At 38.0% G+C, this 17,443-nt stretch carries 16 protein-coding genes and 1 tRNA gene; 7 read left to right on the forward strand and 10 right to left on the reverse strand.

What is annotated here, in order from left to right; genetic code table 11:
* The first annotated feature begins 1 nt into the window (after position 1).
* Both H6F39_RS05210 and H6F39_RS05215 read left to right on the forward strand, forming a co-directional pair.
* Positions 2-1,516, forward strand: a complete 1,515-nt coding sequence (locus tag H6F39_RS05210) for a thioester reductase domain-containing protein (protein ID WP_137908985.1) — start codon at positions 2-4, stop codon at positions 1,514-1,516.
* A 57-nt stretch (positions 1,517-1,573) separates the two neighbouring features.
* Positions 1,574-2,365 carry an SDR family oxidoreductase gene (locus H6F39_RS05215; protein ID WP_137908986.1) on the forward strand — a complete coding sequence of 264 codons (792 nt, stop codon included), beginning with the start codon at positions 1,574-1,576 and terminating at the stop codon, positions 2,363-2,365.
* A 135-nt stretch (positions 2,366-2,500) separates the two neighbouring features.
* Here the strand turns inward: H6F39_RS05215 and H6F39_RS05220 are convergent, their stop codons facing one another.
* From H6F39_RS05220 to tcmP, 3 genes are all read right to left on the reverse strand, one after another.
* Complete coding sequence (locus H6F39_RS05220; RefSeq protein WP_137908987.1) at positions 2,501-2,983, reverse strand: hypothetical protein; 483 nt, start codon at positions 2,981-2,983, stop codon at positions 2,501-2,503.
* Positions 2,984-3,084: 101 nt separating this feature from the next.
* A complete protein-coding gene (locus tag H6F39_RS05225) occupies positions 3,085-4,029 on the reverse strand; it encodes a radical SAM protein (RefSeq protein WP_190396339.1) in 945 nt (314 codons plus the stop codon).
* Between the two features lie 37 nt (positions 4,030-4,066).
* Positions 4,067-5,272 (reverse strand): three-Cys-motif partner protein TcmP, encoded by a 1,206-nt coding sequence (tcmP, locus tag H6F39_RS05230; RefSeq protein WP_190396351.1) that lies wholly within the window; start codon positions 5,270-5,272, stop codon positions 4,067-4,069.
* Positions 5,273-5,593: 321 nt separating this feature from the next.
* Here tcmP and H6F39_RS05235 point away from each other — a divergent pair, with 321 nt between their 5' ends.
* A complete protein-coding gene (locus H6F39_RS05235; RefSeq protein WP_190396340.1) occupies positions 5,594-6,787 on the forward strand; it encodes a Coenzyme F420 hydrogenase/dehydrogenase, beta subunit C-terminal domain in 1,194 nt (397 codons plus the stop codon).
* Positions 6,788-6,845: 58 nt separating this feature from the next.
* On the forward strand, positions 6,846-7,223 hold the full coding sequence (locus H6F39_RS05240; protein WP_190371334.1) for a GxxExxY protein: 378 nt from the start codon (positions 6,846-6,848) through the stop codon (positions 7,221-7,223).
* Positions 7,224-7,264: 41 nt separating this feature from the next.
* Here H6F39_RS05240 and H6F39_RS05245 read toward each other — a convergent pair whose 3' ends face one another.
* Positions 7,265-8,494 (reverse strand): methionine gamma-lyase family protein, encoded by a 1,230-nt coding sequence (locus H6F39_RS05245; RefSeq protein WP_137909602.1) that lies wholly within the window; start codon positions 8,492-8,494, stop codon positions 7,265-7,267.
* An 86-nt stretch (positions 8,495-8,580) separates the two neighbouring features.
* On the opposite strand from H6F39_RS05245, the gene H6F39_RS05250 reads away from it, so the two are divergent.
* From H6F39_RS05250 to H6F39_RS05260, 3 genes are all read left to right on the forward strand, one after another.
* Positions 8,581-9,396 carry an acyl-CoA desaturase gene (locus H6F39_RS05250; protein WP_137909598.1) on the forward strand — a complete coding sequence of 272 codons (816 nt, stop codon included), beginning with the start codon at positions 8,581-8,583 and terminating at the stop codon, positions 9,394-9,396.
* Between the two features lie 228 nt (positions 9,397-9,624).
* Positions 9,625-10,686, forward strand: coding sequence for a fatty acid desaturase (locus H6F39_RS05255; RefSeq protein ID WP_137909599.1), 1,062 nt, complete (start codon positions 9,625-9,627; stop codon positions 10,684-10,686).
* A gap of 154 nt (positions 10,687-10,840) precedes the next feature.
* Positions 10,841-11,917: a fatty acid desaturase gene (locus H6F39_RS05260; RefSeq protein ID WP_137909600.1), complete on the forward strand. Its 1,077-nt coding sequence runs from the start codon at positions 10,841-10,843 to the stop codon at positions 11,915-11,917.
* A 393-nt stretch (positions 11,918-12,310) separates the two neighbouring features.
* Here H6F39_RS05260 and H6F39_RS05265 read toward each other — a convergent pair whose 3' ends face one another.
* The 6 genes from H6F39_RS05265 to psbZ all read right to left on the reverse strand — a co-directional run bounded on the left by H6F39_RS05265 (position 12,311) and on the right by psbZ (position 17,345).
* The gene (locus H6F39_RS05265; RefSeq protein WP_190371333.1) at positions 12,311-14,263 is read right to left on the reverse strand and encodes a bifunctional serine/threonine-protein kinase/formylglycine-generating enzyme family protein; all 1,953 of its coding nucleotides are present in this window, start codon (positions 14,261-14,263) and stop codon (positions 12,311-12,313) included.
* Positions 14,264-14,348: 85 nt separating this feature from the next.
* Positions 14,349-15,614, reverse strand: coding sequence for a glutamate-5-semialdehyde dehydrogenase (locus H6F39_RS05270; protein WP_190371332.1), 1,266 nt, complete (start codon positions 15,612-15,614; stop codon positions 14,349-14,351).
* A 4-nt stretch (positions 15,615-15,618) separates the two neighbouring features.
* On the reverse strand, positions 15,619-16,026 hold the full coding sequence (locus tag H6F39_RS05275) for a hypothetical protein (RefSeq protein ID WP_137909406.1): 408 nt from the start codon (positions 16,024-16,026) through the stop codon (positions 15,619-15,621).
* A 205-nt stretch (positions 16,027-16,231) separates the two neighbouring features.
* A tRNA-Gly gene (locus tag H6F39_RS05280) sits at positions 16,232-16,303 on the reverse strand.
* A 157-nt stretch (positions 16,304-16,460) separates the two neighbouring features.
* Positions 16,461-16,952, reverse strand: a complete 492-nt coding sequence (gene ribH / locus H6F39_RS05285; protein WP_028083222.1) for a 6,7-dimethyl-8-ribityllumazine synthase — start codon at positions 16,950-16,952, stop codon at positions 16,461-16,463.
* 204 nt (positions 16,953-17,156) lie between these two features.
* On the reverse strand, positions 17,157-17,345 hold the full coding sequence (gene psbZ, locus H6F39_RS05290; protein WP_028083223.1) for a photosystem II reaction center protein PsbZ: 189 nt from the start codon (positions 17,343-17,345) through the stop codon (positions 17,157-17,159).
* Positions 17,346-17,443 lie beyond the last annotated feature (98 nt).

Here is a 17,443-nt window from a genome sequence, read left to right on the forward strand (position 1 = left end):
AATGAATTTAAAACAGTCTTATACTGCTGAAAGTATTCAAACATTTCTAGCTTCCAATCTTGCAGAAGTTATTGGAGTTACAACCGCAGAAATTGATGTTCACGAAAATTTAGAAAATTATGGTTTAGATTCTGCTCAAGCCATGATTATTATTAGTAAATTGGAGCAATTATTAGGATTTAAACCCTCTCCCGTTCTGCTTTGGCATTATCCCAATATTGCTGCCCTTTCTCAGCGGTTGTCAGAGGAAGCAAGTGATGATTCTCCTGGAAAAGATGCAGCTTCAGGTACAAATTCTTCTGTTAATTTTGCTCCCCCTTTCCTAGATTTAGCTGCGGAAGCTGTCCTAGACCCCAGCATTCAACCTGTAGGTAATACCGTTTTTGTTTCTCACCCCAAAAATATCTTTTTAACCGGAGGAACAGGTTATTTAGGTGCTTTCATTATCAAGGAATTACTAGAAGTTAGTGAAGCAATTCTTTATTGTTTAGTGCGTGCTAGTAGTCTCGCAGAAGGGAAAAGCAAATTAGAAAATAATTTGCAACAATATGGAATTTGGCAAGATCAATATAGTCACCGCATTATCCCCATTATTGGTGATTTATCACAACCACATTTGGGTATTAATGCAGAACAATTTCAAGATTTAGCTGCTAATATTGATACTATTTATCATAGTGCAGCTTTACTGAATTATGTTTATCCCTACTCAGCCCTAAAAACAGCGAATGTCTTGGGTACACAGGAAGTTTTACGTTTAGCTTGTCAAACCAAAGTTAAACCATTTCATTATGTTTCTAGTGTTGCTGTTTTTGAGTCTAGTGCTTATGCTGGTAAGATAGTTAAAGAAGATGATGATTTTCATGACTGGGAAGGTATTTTTCTCGGTTATTCCCAAACTAAATGGGTGGCAGAAAAGTTAGTAAAAATTGCTGGTAGTCGAGGATTACCTATCACTATTCATAGACCTCCTTTAATTTCTGGGGATAGCAAAACCGGAATTTGTAATACCCATGATTTCATCAATTTAATGATTAAAGGTTGTCTACAAATGGGTTCTTTTCCCGATGTAGATTATATGTTAGATATGTCTCCTGTTGATTATGTCAGCAAATCTGTTGTTTATCTTTCTCGACAAGAAACATCTGTAGGTAAAGCTTTCCATTTACAACATCCTCAACCCGCTTCTTTAATATCTTTAGTTGATTGGGTGCGTTCTTTTGGGTTTTCATTAAAGATGATTCCATACCAAGAATGGCAAGCAGAATTAATTAATAATGTCACCTCTCCAGACAATCCTTTATATACTTTGCGGCCATTTTTGTTAGAACGTTGGTCAGATGAACAAATCACTATTCCTGATTTGTATTTACAAGCTAGAAGACCAATTATTAGTTGTGAAAAAACTCTAGAAGCATTAAAAGGCAGTTCTATTGTTTGTCCTGCTATTGATTCTCAATTGTTGATGACTTACACATCTTACCTAGTGCAAACTGGTTTTTTAAGTCTTGTCTAATTCTTTTGGCACAGGTAAACTGTGCCTATTTTATTAATGTAATTGACTTCTTAAAAAATGAACATAAAATGTCGGGAAACTGTTTTAATTACTGGTTCAGCTAGTGGTATTGGCTATCAGTTAGCCCGGATTTTTGCTCATGAGAATTACAATCTTGTATTGGTAGACAGGTTAGGAGAAAAACTGCAAATAATAGCTGTTGAACTTGCACAAGAGTTTGGGATTTTTGTTAAACCCATTACCAAAGATTTATCTATATCCACATCTCCAGAAGAAATTTTTACAGAATTACAACAAGTCGGTATTAAAGTTGATATCTTAGTCAATAATGCAGGTTTTGGTAATCATGGATTATTTTATGAAACCAACCTCAATACTGAACTGGAAATGTTGCAGGTAAATTTGGTTTGTCTTACCCATTTAACCAAATTATTTCTTAGAGAAATGGTTAAACAACGTCATGGTAAAATTCTTAATGTCGCTTCTGCTGCTGCATTTCAACCAGGTCCGTTAATGGCGGTTTATTTTGCAACAAAAGCTTATGTTTTATCTTTTTCAGAAGCTATTGCTAATGAGTTAGAAGGTACAGGTATAACTGTAACTGTTCTTTGTCCAGGTTCAACTGCATCTGCATTTCATGAAAGAACCGGAATGGCAGATTCTAAACTACTAAAACGCAAAAAAATGATGGATGCAGAAACTGTAGCCCAAATTGGTTATCATGGTTTAATTCAGGGAAAAACAATTATTATTCCTGGTTTTGTTAATAAATTAATGGCAAAATGTATTCGCTTTATACCCAGGAAAATGGTAACAAGAATTGTCAGAAGTATGCAAGAAGATAAATAATTAAAGACAATGCAAAAGCACTGAAAATCTGATTATTGGGTAGAGGTAATTCATGAATTACCTCTACTTTATTGCTGTTTTGACTAAGTCTTATTTTAAATCCAGATCACTTTAAATAAAGTGATTTACTACTCTTTAATCACTTCCACCCCAAGTCCACACAGGATTACCTATTTTCATTCCCTGCTTGATAACTATTAAAGGATAATTATTAGGATCAAAACTGCCTGCTAAATCAAGCATAAAATAAACTTTACCCTTAACAAAATGCAGCCGATAATGACTATTTCCAGCAGAAGCAAAGCATTGAGCATATTTCGGTTTTAATGTTCCTACCCATGTCGTACTAAAGCTATTACTTGTGCTGATAGAAATATTATTTGCGTACCCACTCAAATTCACAGAACCGTCGGTAGCAAAACTTCCCTCTCGATAAGGTTGGGGAATTTCCGTGACAATAACTTTATCTGGACAACTTTGTTTTTGCACGTTTTGACTATAAACTTTAAGTTCAATTTTATTTCCTCCCTTTTGTGCTTGGACACTAAAGGATGAGAATAGGGAAAGTAAAATAATACTTATTCCCATGGTTAAATTCTTAAGTGGAATATTACGCATAAAGTTATCAAATGTGTTTGTGAGTTGATTTGTGGTATCACTAATACACAAATTGGACAAGATCATCAAAATCTTAACATTCAACAGTTCTGTGTAATTCCCTATTTGCTATTCCATTTCTCTATAGTTGGTCTATATAACCAATTATCAATTTTTTCTTCACTAACAAAGCCTTTTAAAGAAGGATCTGGCCAAATGTGGACTTTATCAAGACATCCAACTTCTTTAGCGGCTGCTTCAATATCATTCCATTGTTTAATAAAAGTGTCTGCCCAAGATTGTCTACTCATAATTGATTTTGCAAAATCTAGACCAGCAGCTAACATTCTTCTGCCATTTGTTCCTCTAGCATTAATTGGTTCCCAAAAAATTACTTCTGGGTTAATTTTCATAAATTGATCTAAGTTAAACTTAAAATTGTCTAAAGTCATCATAGGTGGAGTTGGAGCCATAGCTACATACAAACGACATTTAGCTTCATATCCTTTTTGCAATGCTTTATATCTATCAGATGATAAAGGTGCTTGTGGTTCAATTTTTTTTAGTAGTTCATCATTTATACAAGGGATACTCATTCCTATAGAGATGTTTGGATGAGTTAAAATATCTAAATCATTTTGCCATAACAAGCCACGAGTTAAAATTCTTACGTTTTTATTATGTTTAATTAAAACTTCTATTGTTCTACGAGTAATTTCTGCTGTTTTTTTGTTTTGATATGGATCTGTTCCAGAGCAAAGCAAAATTACTCCTTTACCAGAAGGTGTTTCTTCCCACTTTCTTTTTCTTTTTAATATTTGATCTAATTTTTCAGGAACTTCTTCCCTTATGAATAGATACTTACCCCAGTCTAACTGAGGATTTTCTACACCTTTTTGATGCAATTTTTTTTGTTGAGTTCTAATACTTGGCGTTGAAGGAACGTAGCAAAATGTACATCCATGTAAACAACCAGAAGCAATATTAACAACATAGTCGCATAGACTTTTCTTGTTTAAAGCACTTTTTTGCAGTGGATTAATTATTTTTTCAGTTCCAGTAATCATGATTTCATTATATGTTTAGTTGTGTCTTAGAAATTATTTAGGATATATAGCCACGCATATTAAATAAAATTAGTTGTGGTGATAGTTTAATTATATCCCCATTTTCTAATTTTTGACTATTTGTTTTTTTACCCTTCCTAATCACTTGTATTTCTTTAGCTTCTCTTAAGAAATTGAGATATTCAAAATACTGTTGTCTAGTTGCTGGATTTCGTTCCATTGTTTTATTACATAATTCTTCAAATAAAATTCCATCTGGGTTATTATGTATAATTTTATCCAAGTCGGTACTTAATTTATTAATACAAGCTGTTTGACTATCTTGATTAATATCTAATTTTAAGTCCAATTGATTATCTTCATAAAATAATGCTGCTTTAAATCCAAATCCATAAATATCATAGTGATATTGATAGTTTAAATTATTAAACTTCCAGCTTCCATCTTTCATTACCTCTAAGGCTCTTAAATGACTACAAATATGGAATAAGTAATATAATACTCTATCATTATTATTAGGCATCATAGCAAATGTCATGATTCTACTTGCATTACCTTTATCTCTCAATAATTTCATAAAATTATTTCTAAATTGTGCTTGTTCGCCAAAAGTATCTAAATTTATAAAGTGATCAATATCAAAATAACCATCTGTTTCCAATACTTTGGTAAAAGTATCTCTTGCTTTCCACTTGGGATCATAAAAAAATCTTTTGATAAAATCAACCATAAATGTATAAATAATTTCTGATTTTTTGAGGCTATTTATCTTTCTAAAACTTGCCATCGAGACATCAGACCAACCATAGGGATCAAGAATAAATAAAGAATGTCCCTTTCTGTTCTCAGATTGAAAAACACAATAATCTACTTTATTCTCAAATTTATCATTTATAAACTCACATTCTAATATCAAATCACCAAATTCAGTTTTGACAGTATGCTGGTTTCCATCTGATAAATCTTCTAATTCTGCTTGAGACATAGCAATATTTTTTAAACATTCTAAATGTTCTTTTTTCTTATCTATAAAAATAAATTTAACATTTAAAGGATAAGTTCTTCCTGATTTTAAATACCCTTCTTCAACAGAATTAATCAAACGAATGGGTGAACCAAACCAAATATTATCTGACTCCCTATCATTGTAAATACCCCCACCACAAAAACCATCAATGATAGTAAAATTTCTAACTCCTCCATACTGCCCAGTTCCATAAAGTGTATAAATTAAATCAGATATATACTGTTACATACTGTTCTGTAAGTAGATGTTTAGTTTTTGTGTGCTGTTCTACAAAAGGAATTTCTTTGCCATCAGCAGACCACTTGGTATCAGAATTACTCATAATTGATCATCCTTTTTTATAGTTTGGTAATAATTATACAAATTTAACTAGCTGGTGTGTATCAAACTAGAACGATTCACATTTTACTGTTTTATACTCTCCGTGCCTGGAGCGTCCCTGCGTGAAGAAAACTCTTATTCAACTCAAAACGCCAACTTCACATCCCCAAACGGTAAGGTAATAAAAGCCATATTTAGTAAAAATAAACAAAATAGATGACATCCATAGAATCCCACAAAAAAGCCAAAGCCCTCAAACCCGGAAGCGTGCGCCCTGCCAAAGAACTCTGTAGTGAATGCGGACTATGCGACACTTACTACATCCACTACGTCAAAGAAGCGTGCGCTTTCATTACCCAAAGAATAGACGAACTAGAAACCACCACCCATAACCGTCCCCGCAACTTAGAAGACGAAAACGAACTCTACTTTGGAGTTCATCAAGAAATGATGTCCGCCAGAAAACAACAACCCATCGAAGGCGCGCAATGGACAGGAATAGTTAGCAGCATAGCCATAGAAATGCTCAATCGTGGTTTAGTTGAAGGCGTAGTTTGTGTCCAAAACAGCAAAGAAGACCGCTTTCAACCCATGCCCATAATAGCCCGCACTCCAGAAGAAATACTAGCCGCCAAAGTCAATAAACCCACATTATCCCCCAACCTGTCCGTATTAGAACAGATAGAAAAATCGGGAATGAAACGGTTATTAGTCATTGGAGTAGGTTGTCAAATCCAAGCATTACGCGCCGTCGAGAAAAAACTCGGCCTAGAAAAACTCTACGTACTCGGAACACCCTGCGTAGATAACGTTACCCGCGCTGGGCTGCAAAAATTCCTAGAAACCACCAGCCGTTCGCCGCAAACAGTCGTCAGCTACGAATTTATGCAAGACTTCCGAGTCCACTTCAAACACCAAGACGGCTCTGAAGAGACAGTACCCTTCTTTGGCTTAAAAACAAACGTGCTTAAAGATATCTTCGCCCCATCATGTATGAGTTGCTTTGATTACGTCAACTCCCTGGCCGATATAGTCGTTGGGTATATGGGCGCACCTTACAAATGGCAATGGATAGTAGTCAGAAACAATACAGGCAAAGAAATGTTAGAACTAGTTAAAGACCAATTGGATACCCAACCGGTCATATCCCAAGGAAACCGCAAACCAGCAGTACAGCAAAGCATACCAGCTTATGATCAAGCAGTTACCTTACCCATGTGGGCTGCGAAACTAATGGGAGTCGTCATAGATAAAATCGGACCCAAAGGACTGGAATATGCGAGATTTTCTATAGATTCCCACTTTGCGAGAAATTATTTGTATGTAAAGCGGAATCATGGAGAGAAATTAGCAGCGCACGTACCGGAGTTTGCGAAGCGGATAGTGGGACAGTATAAGTTACCGAAATAAGGTTTCGCGCAAAGACGCAAAGGAGCTAAGGCGCAAAGGGAATAAGAAGGAGGTGTATATGACTGAGAATGAAATTGCGACTCAGATTGTTGATGCTGCATACAAGATTCATACTAGGTTAGGACCAGGGTTGTTTGAATCTGCGTATGAGACTGTTTTGGCGTATGAGTTGGAGAGTAGAGGTTTACAGGTAGTAAGACAACAACCAATACCAGTAGTTTATGAAGGTATTCATTTAGAGGAAGGGTTTCAGGCAGATATGATAGTTGAAAATAAGGTAATTATTGAACTCAAATCCCTAGAAACCATCCACCCTGTACATAAAAAACAGCTAGTTACATATCTTACCCTCGCCAATAAACGCCTTGGCCTACTCATTAACTTTGGTGAAGTCCTAATTAAAAACGGCATCACACGAATAGCCAACAAACTTTAAACTCTTCCTTTGCTCCTTAGCGACTTTGCGCGAAACTCTTCTTAAACCTCCCCAACTGCCTCAATAGCCGCTTGTAAAGCAATAGATACATGAGTCCAATGTGTACCGCCTTGGCAATAAACCACATAAGGTTCTCGCAATGGTCCATCTGCTGATAGTTCCAAGGTACTCCCTTCGATAAATGTCCCTCCAGCCATGACTACTTGGCTTTCGTAGCCTGGCATATCGTCGGGTATGGGGTTGAGATAAGACCCGATGGGTGAATGCTGCTGTATGGCTTTACAGAAGGCGATTAGTTTTTTGGCTGAACCAAGTTTAATGGCCTGAATTACGTCTCCTCTGGGTGCTAATGGTGGGGGGTTGACTGGATAACCCAGTTTGTCAAATACATAACCCGTCAGGTATGTTCCTTTCATGGCTTCCCCTACCATCTGCGGCGCTAAAAATAATCCTTGGAATAAGAGACGGTTTTGATCAAAGGTCGCCCCCCCTTGGCTACCAATTCCAGGGGCTGTCAGTCTACAAGCTGCTGCTTCTACTAGTTCGCTCCGTCCAGCTATGTAACCACCAGCACTCACGACTGTACCTCCAGGATTCTTGATCAATGACCCGGCTATGAGGTCGGCACCAATATGGGTTGGTTCTTGGGTTTCTATAAATTCGCCGTAGCAGTTGTCTACAAAGCAAATGGTATGGGGATTTTGCTGTTTGACTATGTAAACAATTTTTTCTATGTCAGCAATAGAAAGACTTGGCCGCCATGAATATCCACAGGAACGTTGAATCAATACTAACTTTGTGTTGTCGGTAATGCTAGTGGTTAAGTTTTGCCAATCTATTTTTCCTTGATCAGTTAGTTCTAATTGGCGGTATTTTATGCCAAAATCAAGAAGAGAGCCTTGGCCTTGTCCTCTCAAGCCAATCACCTCTTCCAATGTATCGTAGGGAGAACCGACTACTGCTAACATTTCATCCCCAGGACGAAGTACACCATAAAGCGCACAAGCGATCGCATGAGTTCCCGAAACAAACTGCACTCGCACCACCGCAGCTTCAGCACTCATTACTTGAGCAAAAACTTGATCTAAGGTTTCTCGTCCTAAATCGTCGTGTCCGTAGCCACTCACGCCCGCAAAATGGTGCGCTCCCACTCGATGATCACGAAAGGCATCTAATACTCTTTTCAGATTATGCTTGACCTGAGCGTCAATAGCGGAAAAAATTTCTAATAGCGCCTGTTCTGCTTCCCGCAGCTGTTCAAAGCTGTTCATCATTTCCTCATTGAAAAAAATAAAATAGATATGCGGATTTTAGGATCGCGCAGACTAGGCTGAACAATTTCTATTCAGGTTACTGCATGACAATTGCTACTTCTAAACATCACATTAACTGGGTTAATACCCTATTTTTCGTTGCATTACACGTCGGCGCTCTATTTGCCCTAGTTCCTAGCAATTTTAGCTGGAATGCAGTTGGTGTTGCTTTATTGCTTTACTGGGTGACTGGGGGTTTAGGTATTACTTTGGGATATCACCGTCTTGTCACTCACCGCAGTTTTCAAACGCCTAAGTGGCTAGAGTATCTCCTGGTAATTTTTGGGACACTATCCTGTGAAGGTGGTCCCATTGAATGGGTGGGAACACACCGCATTCACCACTTACATTCTGATACTGAATCTGATCCCCATGATTCAAATCAAGGTTTCTGGTGGAGTCATATGGGTTGGATGATTCATTTCGCCCCCGCTCACGATCAAGTTCCTCGCTTCACTAAAGACATTATTGATGACCCAGTTTATCAGTTTTTACAGAAATATTTCATTTTCTTACAAATTGCTTTGGGCTTGGTCCTATACTTCTTAGGTGGCTGGCCAATGGTGGTCTGGGGAATTTTTGTCCGCATTATCTGGGTTTATCACTGTACCTGGTTAGTAAATAGTGCTACTCATAAGTTTGGCTACCGCACTTATGACTCCGGGGACAAATCAACTAACTGTTGGTGGGTTGCTATCCTCGTCTTTGGCGAAGGTTGGCACAATAATCACCACGCTTTTCAATACTCTGCCCGTCATGGTTTAGAATGGTGGGAAATTGATCTGACTTGGATGACCATTCAGTTATTACAATTACTCGGTCTAGCTACAAATGTGAAGCTGGCAACCAAAAAAGCATAATACAGATTTTATGCCCAAAGTCAATAGTTTTATAGTCATTTTGGCTTGAGACTATTGGCTTTTTGCGTGCAACTGCGGCAATTTTTAATGGGAAATTTTTAATTTCTCAATCACTATCCTAAATGATTGTTAAGTTGCTATAATCTCAGAAATTAATGTTACAAAACTTTGCAGCAAGTTACTTTTCTTAGTAATCTTGTGTGGCATTCTGTTGTTTTTCAGGTATTCATGACTACATCAATCATTAAAAGTCAGGAAATAGCGGTCTCCACAGACCTTGGTAAAGACCAAATCAAACTCAAACATATTATCAAAAGTCTCCCCAAGGAATGTTTTCAGAAAAATAGCCGCAAAGCATGGACAACTGTAATTCTCAGCTTATCTATGGCTGCACTAGGCTATTACTTTTTAGCCGTTTCCCCCTGGTTTCTTTTACCCCTAGCTTGGATTTTTACAGGAACTGCTTTAACAGGTTTTTTTGTTATTGGTCATGATTGTGGTCATCGTTCCTTTGCGAAACGTCGCTGGGTAAATGATTTAGTCGGACATTTCTTCATGATGTTCTTAATTTACCCCTTTCACAGTTGGCGGATTAAACATAATCATCACCATAAACATACTAACAAGCTAGATGAAGATAACGCTTGGCATCCCATTAGAACGGAAATTTTTACAAATTGGTCTAAAAATAGACAGTCCGCTTTCGAGTTGTTCCTGCGTCAACGTCTTTGGTGGGTGGGTTCTATTGGACATTGGGCTGTTGTCCATTTTGATTGGCGCAATTTCCAGAAAAAAGACCAGGCTAGTGTTAAACTTTCTGTGGCTGTGGTAGCTTTATTTGCGGCTGTTGTTTTCCCAACTTTAATTATTACAACTGGTGTTTGGGGATTTATTAAATTTTGGTTTATTCCCTGGATGGTTTACCATTTTTGGATGAGTACCTTTACTATTGTTCACCACACCCTTCCCGATGTTCCTTTTAGCACTGCTGACAAATGGAATGAAGCCTTAGCACAGCTATTTGGCACAATTCATTGTGATTATCCTCGCTGGGTAGAAATTCTTTGCCACGATATTAATGTTCATGTTCCCCATCATATTTCTACTGCGATCCCTTCCTATAATTTACGGTTGGCTTACAGCAGTATCAAGGAAAATTGGATCCCTTATCTCCATGAAGAATATAAGTTCTCCTGGGATTTGATGAAGGAAATCACTAATCAATGTCAACTATATAAAACTGATATTGGTTATGTCACTTTTGATGAATATCGTGCAGAAAGATCATAAAATATTAATGTTGGGTATGAAATCTGACGTATGAATTAATTACTTCTGGTTTCATCACCAATTTTTTCAGCCAATATTCCCAAGTCTAACTTCCAGAGGTAACTAAATATAACCTCTGGATTAATTTCTAATTTACAATCAATCAACTAACCTAGTGCAATTAGATACAATCCAGTTCAATCAAAAACCTAGTCCCGAATCTTTTGAAGGTCAAGAAAAATTACCGTTTACTCTTCAAGATTTAAAAGCTGCTATTCCCGCTGAATGTTTTCAGCCTAATGTGACTAAATCACTCTATTATTTCTTTCGTGATGTTCTAATTATTGGGCTGCTATATGCAGTGGCTAATTACCTAGATTCTTGGTATTTTTGGCCGGTTTTCTGGTTAATGCAAGGAACTATGTTTTGGGCTTTATTTGTAGTTGGACATGACTGCGGACACCAATCTTTTTCTAAGCATAAATGGTTGAATGATTTGGTTGGTCATCTCTCCCATACTCCCATTCTCGTTCCTTATCATGGTTGGAGAATTAGCCACAGAACTCACCACAAAAATACAGGCAGCTTGGAAAATGATGAAAGCTGGTATCCTGTCTCTGAATCAGAGTACAATGAGATGCCCGTAGCGCAAAAAATAGGGCGTTTTTATGTGTTCTTATTGGCTTATCCAGTGTATCTGTTTAAGCGTTCACCCGGTAAAGAAGGTTCTCACTTTTCTCCTAGCAGTCCACTGTTTAAACCCTCGGAAAAATGGGACGTGATTACTAGTACCACGCTTTGGATTAGTATGGTAGCTTTACTAGGTTTTTTGACCTATCAATATGGTTGGATGTGGTTGTTAAAATATTATGCTGGACCTTACATTGTCTTTATCATTTGGCTAGATTTGGTGACTTTTTTACACCATACTGAACCGGGAATTCCTTGGTATCGTGGGGAAGAATGGACTTTTCTGAAAGGGGCAATTTCTAGTGTTGACAGAGATTATGGTGTTTTTAACCACATTCATCATGATATCGGTACTCATGTTGCCCATCACATTTTCTTAAATATGCCTCACTACAATTTGTTGAAAGCTACTAAAGCAATTAAACCAATTATGGGTGAGTATTTTCACGAATCAAAAGAACCAATTTGGAAGTCTTTATGGAATTCTGCTATTGGTTGTCATTTTGTTCCCGATACAGGAAGTAAGGTTTACTACACTTCTAAAAATCAGAATGTCAAGTAAAATCAGTTAAGTCCAGACTCCAGCCGCGAATAAAGGTCTGAATTAAAGGTTTCAGAAATCAGTCCGGTTACTTCAATCTTAGTGACCGGACTGTAATTATACTGAGCTATAACCGCTCATAACCTCCTGTTGAAGTAGAAAGTAAAGTCTAGTTTTGTCTAGGATTTATATAGCAGAAAAGGGCTACGAATTGACATACTCACCGACCTGAAGGTGCGATGATTCTTGACACTTCACTGGAACACGCCACAAGTGGTCTTATCGTCCCTCCATGTCCGTTTAAAGTCTCCCAATGCCCTATGGCGACTATAACCAAATTTTAACATAAAGCCGTCCTAAAAGCGATGCACTGAGCTTGCCGAAGTGGACGGGGCTTGTATCCCAGATTTTTGGTCATGGGGGTGGGGAAACCACAAGACGAAACCCCAGGAGGTCGTCCCCATAGACCCGCTCAATACCGCCACGATTCGCCGACCTACAGTCCCGAGTAGAGTTGAACCACGAACCGCCACGCATAACCTTTATATCACCGCTTTGATTAATCCAAGCAATACCATCTTCAGGCGCATTTGTATAATTATCATGCCAATCGTCTTGACACCATTCCCAGACATTTCCGTGCATATCGTACAAACCAAAGGTGTTAGGGGGAAAATTTCCTACATCTGTAGTTTGTTCTCGATATTGTCCTTTTGGTGCAGATGCGTAGACATGATTACCATTATAGTTTACCAATTCTGGGGTAATACTTTCACCAAAATAAAATGGTGTGGTTGTTCCCGCACGACACGCATACTCCCATTCGGCTTCACTGGGTAATCTGTAGTTTTTTCTTGTCCTTTGGCTTAACCTTTGACAGAATGTAACTGCATTATTCCAACTGACCCTTTCAACTGGGCGTTTATTGCCTTTAAAGTAAGCAGGGTTAGTTCCCATGATAGCTTGATATTGTTCCTGTGTCACTTGATATTTCCCTATGCAAAAACTGGGAACTGTAACTTGATGTTGGGGACTTTCATTATCACTTCTTTTCGCTTCATTTGCCGGTGAACCCATCAAAAATTTTCCCCCTGGTATTTTTACCATTTCTAAGAAAACACCGTTTCCCAGGTCTTCTGTGAAGTATTTTGCTGTTGCGTTGCGTCGGTTGGTGATGTTTCCCTTTGGGTCTGTGGTGACAACTTCAAATTTAAAGGTTTTCCGGTTGCTCAAAGATGTGCTATTTTCTGGATTTGGGTTTGGAGATGTTGTAAGTTCTGGGGTTGAACTATTTATGGAAGTTGTAGTTTTTGGTGTTGTTGGTTTATGATCTTGATTTTTAAATAGATTCTTAAATATATTTTTTCCTGCTACTGCTATGGTAAATGTTCCAATTATCAAACCCGTTTTTATAAAAACCCGCCGAGGAAATTTATTTTTTTGTGGTTGAGGTTTTATTTGAGGTTGTTGTAAAGCTTTTTCTATAGCTGCTAACCGCTGAGATATCTGCTTAATATTTTGCGGACGATCTTTATATAAACGCTGCATCATATCATCTAATAAATCTGCTAACATAGGTGATATTTGCTGTGCATGACTACGCCAATTTAGGGTCTCATTATCAAAATCATATATTGCGGGATCAAGTGGTTTTTTACCTGTAAGCAAATAAACAAATGTCCGTCCTAAGGCAAAAAAATCAGATTGGGGTACAGCGTTATTATTAATTTGTTCTGGGGGTGTGTAACCGGCTGAAACTATTGCTGTAACTTGTCCACTTTGATTAACTACTGTTTCTGTAACTTGTCTAACTGTGCCAAAATCAATTAATACTGGTTGAGCATTTTCAGCCCTCAGCATAATGTTAGATGGCTTGATATCTCGATGAAAAAAGTTTTGATTATGGACTTGTTCTAAAATAATAACCAAATCTTTCAGTAAGTATATTGCTAAGGTTTGCTTAATGCCATCCTTACGGTTTTGCATATAGTTTTCTAAGTCTATTCCCTCAATGTTTTCCATGACAAAACAATGAATTGGGTTTCTGCTTTCGTGGGGAAAATAGACAAAGTAAGCATCTGGTTCTACTTTGGGAATACCGGGATGATTTAGTTGACTTAAAACGGCGGCTTCTTGTTTAAATAATTCTATTGCTTTTGGTTGATTATTAGTCAGGACTTTGAGAACTTTGGTTTGATTCTTACCGATTTCATTAATCTGATAGGTAACACCAAAGCCACCACGTCCTAACTCGATGATAGCCCGATAACGTCCTTGGAGTATCAATTCTGAACCACAGGCTTGACAAAAAAGGATATTGTCTGGATTTTCGGGCTTTAGGCAGTTAGGATTGATGCACAGGCTCATAATCTTGGTAGGTAGCATACTTGTACTTATATGATATCCTACCTTGATTTACGGAAAAATGGGTAAATATTGTCAGATATTTTCCCTAAAAGCGTCCATTCCCTTGAATAATATGCTTCACTGTTGTTAACGTTTCTAAACTAATAAATCCCCTTCTATGTCCTTTTTGATTGGACATTCCTAAAAATACAGCTTCTCCTCGTGAGGAATGACGGGAAAAACGAGGGGAAGCATTAATATAGGTGGAGGCACTATTTACTCCTAATGCAAATTGGCGGCTTTCTTGATAGGATTCGGTGACAATGCTATCAGCATGACTACTACTATATTGGTTAATCCAAGCGATCGCACTTTCTAAACTATCTACCAATTTAAAGGTCACTGTTTTTGTTAAATAAGGTGTCCCCCATTCTTCATCTTTGACTAGTTGCAACTGCGGAAAAGCCGCAACTAATTCTGCATCTCCTTTAAGTTCAAAACCTTTTTCTTTTAAGCTACTCCATAGCACTGATAAGGAAGATGGTAAAGCTTGACGATGAATTAAAACTTTTTCAATGGCATTTACTGGATCTGGTTCGCTTTCATGGCTATCTATAATCATCCAACGTACCATTTCTAAGCTACTATTGACAGACCAATACAGGTAACAATTACCCATGGCTGACTTGAGAACTGGACAAGTTGCCTGTCTAACTACTTGTTGAATTAAACTAGTACGCCCATAAGGAATCACTAAACTCAAATACTGGTCTTGAGTAACTAAATCTCGCACAGATGCGCCATGTTCAGCAGTAATTAATTCTACACACCCTGCTGGTAAACCAACTTTGGTAATGGCTGTTTGTAGTGCATTAGCGATCGCTTTATTAGAATGACTAGCTTCTGTACTCCCTTTGAGAATAATACTATTACCAGTTTTCAGACAAAAACCAGCCGCAATTGCCCCTAAATCTGGGAAAGCTTCATAAATAAAAGCAATCACCCCTAAAGGCATTAACTGAGTATAACTTTGGGAGTCTTCCTGCTGATAATCAGTGGTTCGGACTCGTCGCAAAGGATCAGATAATTCCCCCAACCGTTGCAGAATCTTAACTGCATTCTCCAACCTGGAGGGGGTTAGTCTCAACCAGTCCAAAATTAATTCTGGAACTGCCATTTCTCGACTTGCTTCTAAATCCAAGGTATTAGCTTCGAGAATTTCATCAAAATCCCGTTCGATGGCTTGTGCCATTGCTAACACAGCCCGACTCCTATCCGTCCCCTTGGTAATTCCCAATTTCAGAGAAGCTTGAAAAGCGCGTTCAGCGCCTGTCATGGGTTCGGGGTAATCATCAATCACTTCATCTGTCATGGGGTTAACGTCTGTAAGTAAGCCAGATCATTAGCACTGGTAGAATTGCCAATAACACTGCTACCATTGCCCAAGCGAGGATGCTGGAACTATTAGCTAACCGCAGCGCCAATGGTAGCCATATAATGACTAACACAAAAATAATGCCTAGCGCTATTGGTAAATAGTTTTGTTCTAAGGGAGGTTGAACAACGTGCCAACTTTTTCCTTTCCAGCGCCAAGCACGCTTATAAGGATAAGTTGTAGACAGTTGTTCTAATACATATCCATTTTCTTCTACTACAAAAATCTGCTGACAGCGATCGCATCCAAAGGCTTCTGTCAGCGTGATAGGAATTAACTGTCCCTTGCGACGACAAGGACAAGCGTATTCCGTGTTTAGGTCGATTTTATCTGGTTTTTGAGGTTGCACAAGCGAGGTAAATAACTTGAGCGGTTTTCTTACATTATTCCCTACTTTTTCCAAAAATCAGTATGAGGAAACCCAAAATTACTCCTAGAAGCTGAAGTAGCCCAGAAAGTTATTAACAATCCCAACCCAAAAATCCATCACATACCAATTTGATAAAAACGGAAAATCATTTGGTTTTATTTTCATATAATAACCTAAACTAGAAAGCGGGTAACGCGATTCGAACGCGCGACATCAACCTTGGCAAGGTTGCGCTCTACCACTGAGCTATACCCGCAACTCATCAATAATCTTATTATTCCAGATTTATTCTTGTTTGTCAACCCCTAAATTAAAAAATTTTTTTCCGGTGCAATTGGTCAGTGGTCATTAGTTTTTAGTGAAAAAAAAATTACTTATTACCCATTACCTATTACCCAATACCCATTACCTAACTAACTTGCTAAATTCGGGCGTAATTGACGCATGAGACTGGCCATTTCTATGGCATTCATGGCATATTCCCAACCGTGATTACTTTTAATTCCCGCCCGTTCTAGAGCTTGCTGCATGGTATCCGTTGTCAAAATCCCAAAAATCACTGGTACTCCCGTTTGGAAACTAGCCGCAGCAATGCCTTTAGAAACTTCAGCAGATACATAATCAAAATGTGGCGTTTGTCCTTTGATGACTGCACCAAGACAAATTATGGCATCATAACGGCCAGACATTGCTAATTGACGGGCTACATTGGGAACTTCAAAACTACCAGGAACCCATACATAGTCTACTTGCTCCCCTTCTGGGTCAGGATTGATACCGTGACGTTTTAAGCAGTCTTTACATCCTTCCACTAGTTTCAGGGTGACAAGATCATTAAAGCGGGCGATAATCAATGCAAAGCGCAAAGACTCGGTTTGCTGAAAATTTCCTTCAAAAACTGCCATAATGCCTCTGAATCAATATTACAATAGGTACTTAACCAATATACTTTTCTGCTTTCAAAATATAAGAGCAGGAAAGCACAATCAGGAAAAAGTCGGCTAGAAAAAGAACATTTAAGAGCATTTTTTCTATTTTTACCTTTTGTATTGGCTTTTCTGCTCCTCTGATTTGTATGGTATATGTTAGTTGATAGTTAAAGCAGTTAATTAAACTACAAAGAAGTTTAATATAGCAACTAACACAACTAAAGCCGCCCAAATTCCAGATCCAACCCAGAGCAGTTTTTTAGATTCTACCCAGTTTTGAGGAGTGGCGTAAACAACGGGTACACCAATCACAAGCACGAAAGAGAACAAGACTAGTGATATTAAAGCAATTTGAAATACTGTGGTCATTTTGTTTTTCCCAACATAACGAAATCTTAGTTTACCCCAGGTGTGCTGCTGTTTATAGTCTGAGTGGTTTTCAGCGAACCTTCTGAACTCACAAGGCA

It is taken from the genome of Dolichospermum sp. FACHB-1250 (assembly GCF_014696335.1).
In the GTDB taxonomy this organism is placed as follows: domain Bacteria; phylum Cyanobacteriota; class Cyanobacteriia; order Cyanobacteriales; family Nostocaceae; genus Dolichospermum; species Dolichospermum planctonicum.

What these genes read in the sequence shown, in the direction of transcription:
- H6F39_RS05210 (WP_137908985.1), top strand. Translation starts at nt 2, where the DNA reads ATGAATTTAAAACAGTCTTATACTGCTGAAAGTATTCAAACATTTCTA.
- H6F39_RS05215 (WP_137908986.1), top strand. Translation starts at nt 1,574, where the DNA reads ATGAACATAAAATGTCGGGAAACTGTTTTAATTACTGGTTCAGCTAGT.
- H6F39_RS05220 (WP_137908987.1), bottom strand. Translation starts at nt 2,983, where the DNA reads ATGCGTAATATTCCACTTAAGAATTTAACCATGGGAATAAGTATTATT.
- H6F39_RS05225 (WP_190396339.1), bottom strand. Translation starts at nt 4,029, where the DNA reads ATGATTACTGGAACTGAAAAAATAATTAATCCACTGCAAAAAAGTGCT.
- H6F39_RS05235 (WP_190396340.1), top strand. Translation starts at nt 5,594, where the DNA reads ATGACATCCATAGAATCCCACAAAAAAGCCAAAGCCCTCAAACCCGGA.
- H6F39_RS05240 (WP_190371334.1), top strand. Translation starts at nt 6,846, where the DNA reads ATGACTGAGAATGAAATTGCGACTCAGATTGTTGATGCTGCATACAAG.
- H6F39_RS05245 (WP_137909602.1), bottom strand. Translation starts at nt 8,494, where the DNA reads ATGAACAGCTTTGAACAGCTGCGGGAAGCAGAACAGGCGCTATTAGAA.
- H6F39_RS05250 (WP_137909598.1), top strand. Translation starts at nt 8,581, where the DNA reads ATGACAATTGCTACTTCTAAACATCACATTAACTGGGTTAATACCCTA.
- H6F39_RS05255 (WP_137909599.1), top strand. Translation starts at nt 9,625, where the DNA reads ATGACTACATCAATCATTAAAAGTCAGGAAATAGCGGTCTCCACAGAC.
- H6F39_RS05265 (WP_190371333.1), bottom strand. Translation starts at nt 14,263, where the DNA reads ATGAGCCTGTGCATCAATCCTAACTGCCTAAAGCCCGAAAATCCAGAC.
- H6F39_RS05270 (WP_190371332.1), bottom strand. Translation starts at nt 15,614, where the DNA reads ATGACAGATGAAGTGATTGATGATTACCCCGAACCCATGACAGGCGCT.
- ribH (WP_028083222.1), bottom strand. Translation starts at nt 16,952, where the DNA reads ATGGCAGTTTTTGAAGGAAATTTTCAGCAAACCGAGTCTTTGCGCTTT.
- psbZ (WP_028083223.1), bottom strand. Translation starts at nt 17,345, where the DNA reads ATGACCACAGTATTTCAAATTGCTTTAATATCACTAGTCTTGTTCTCT.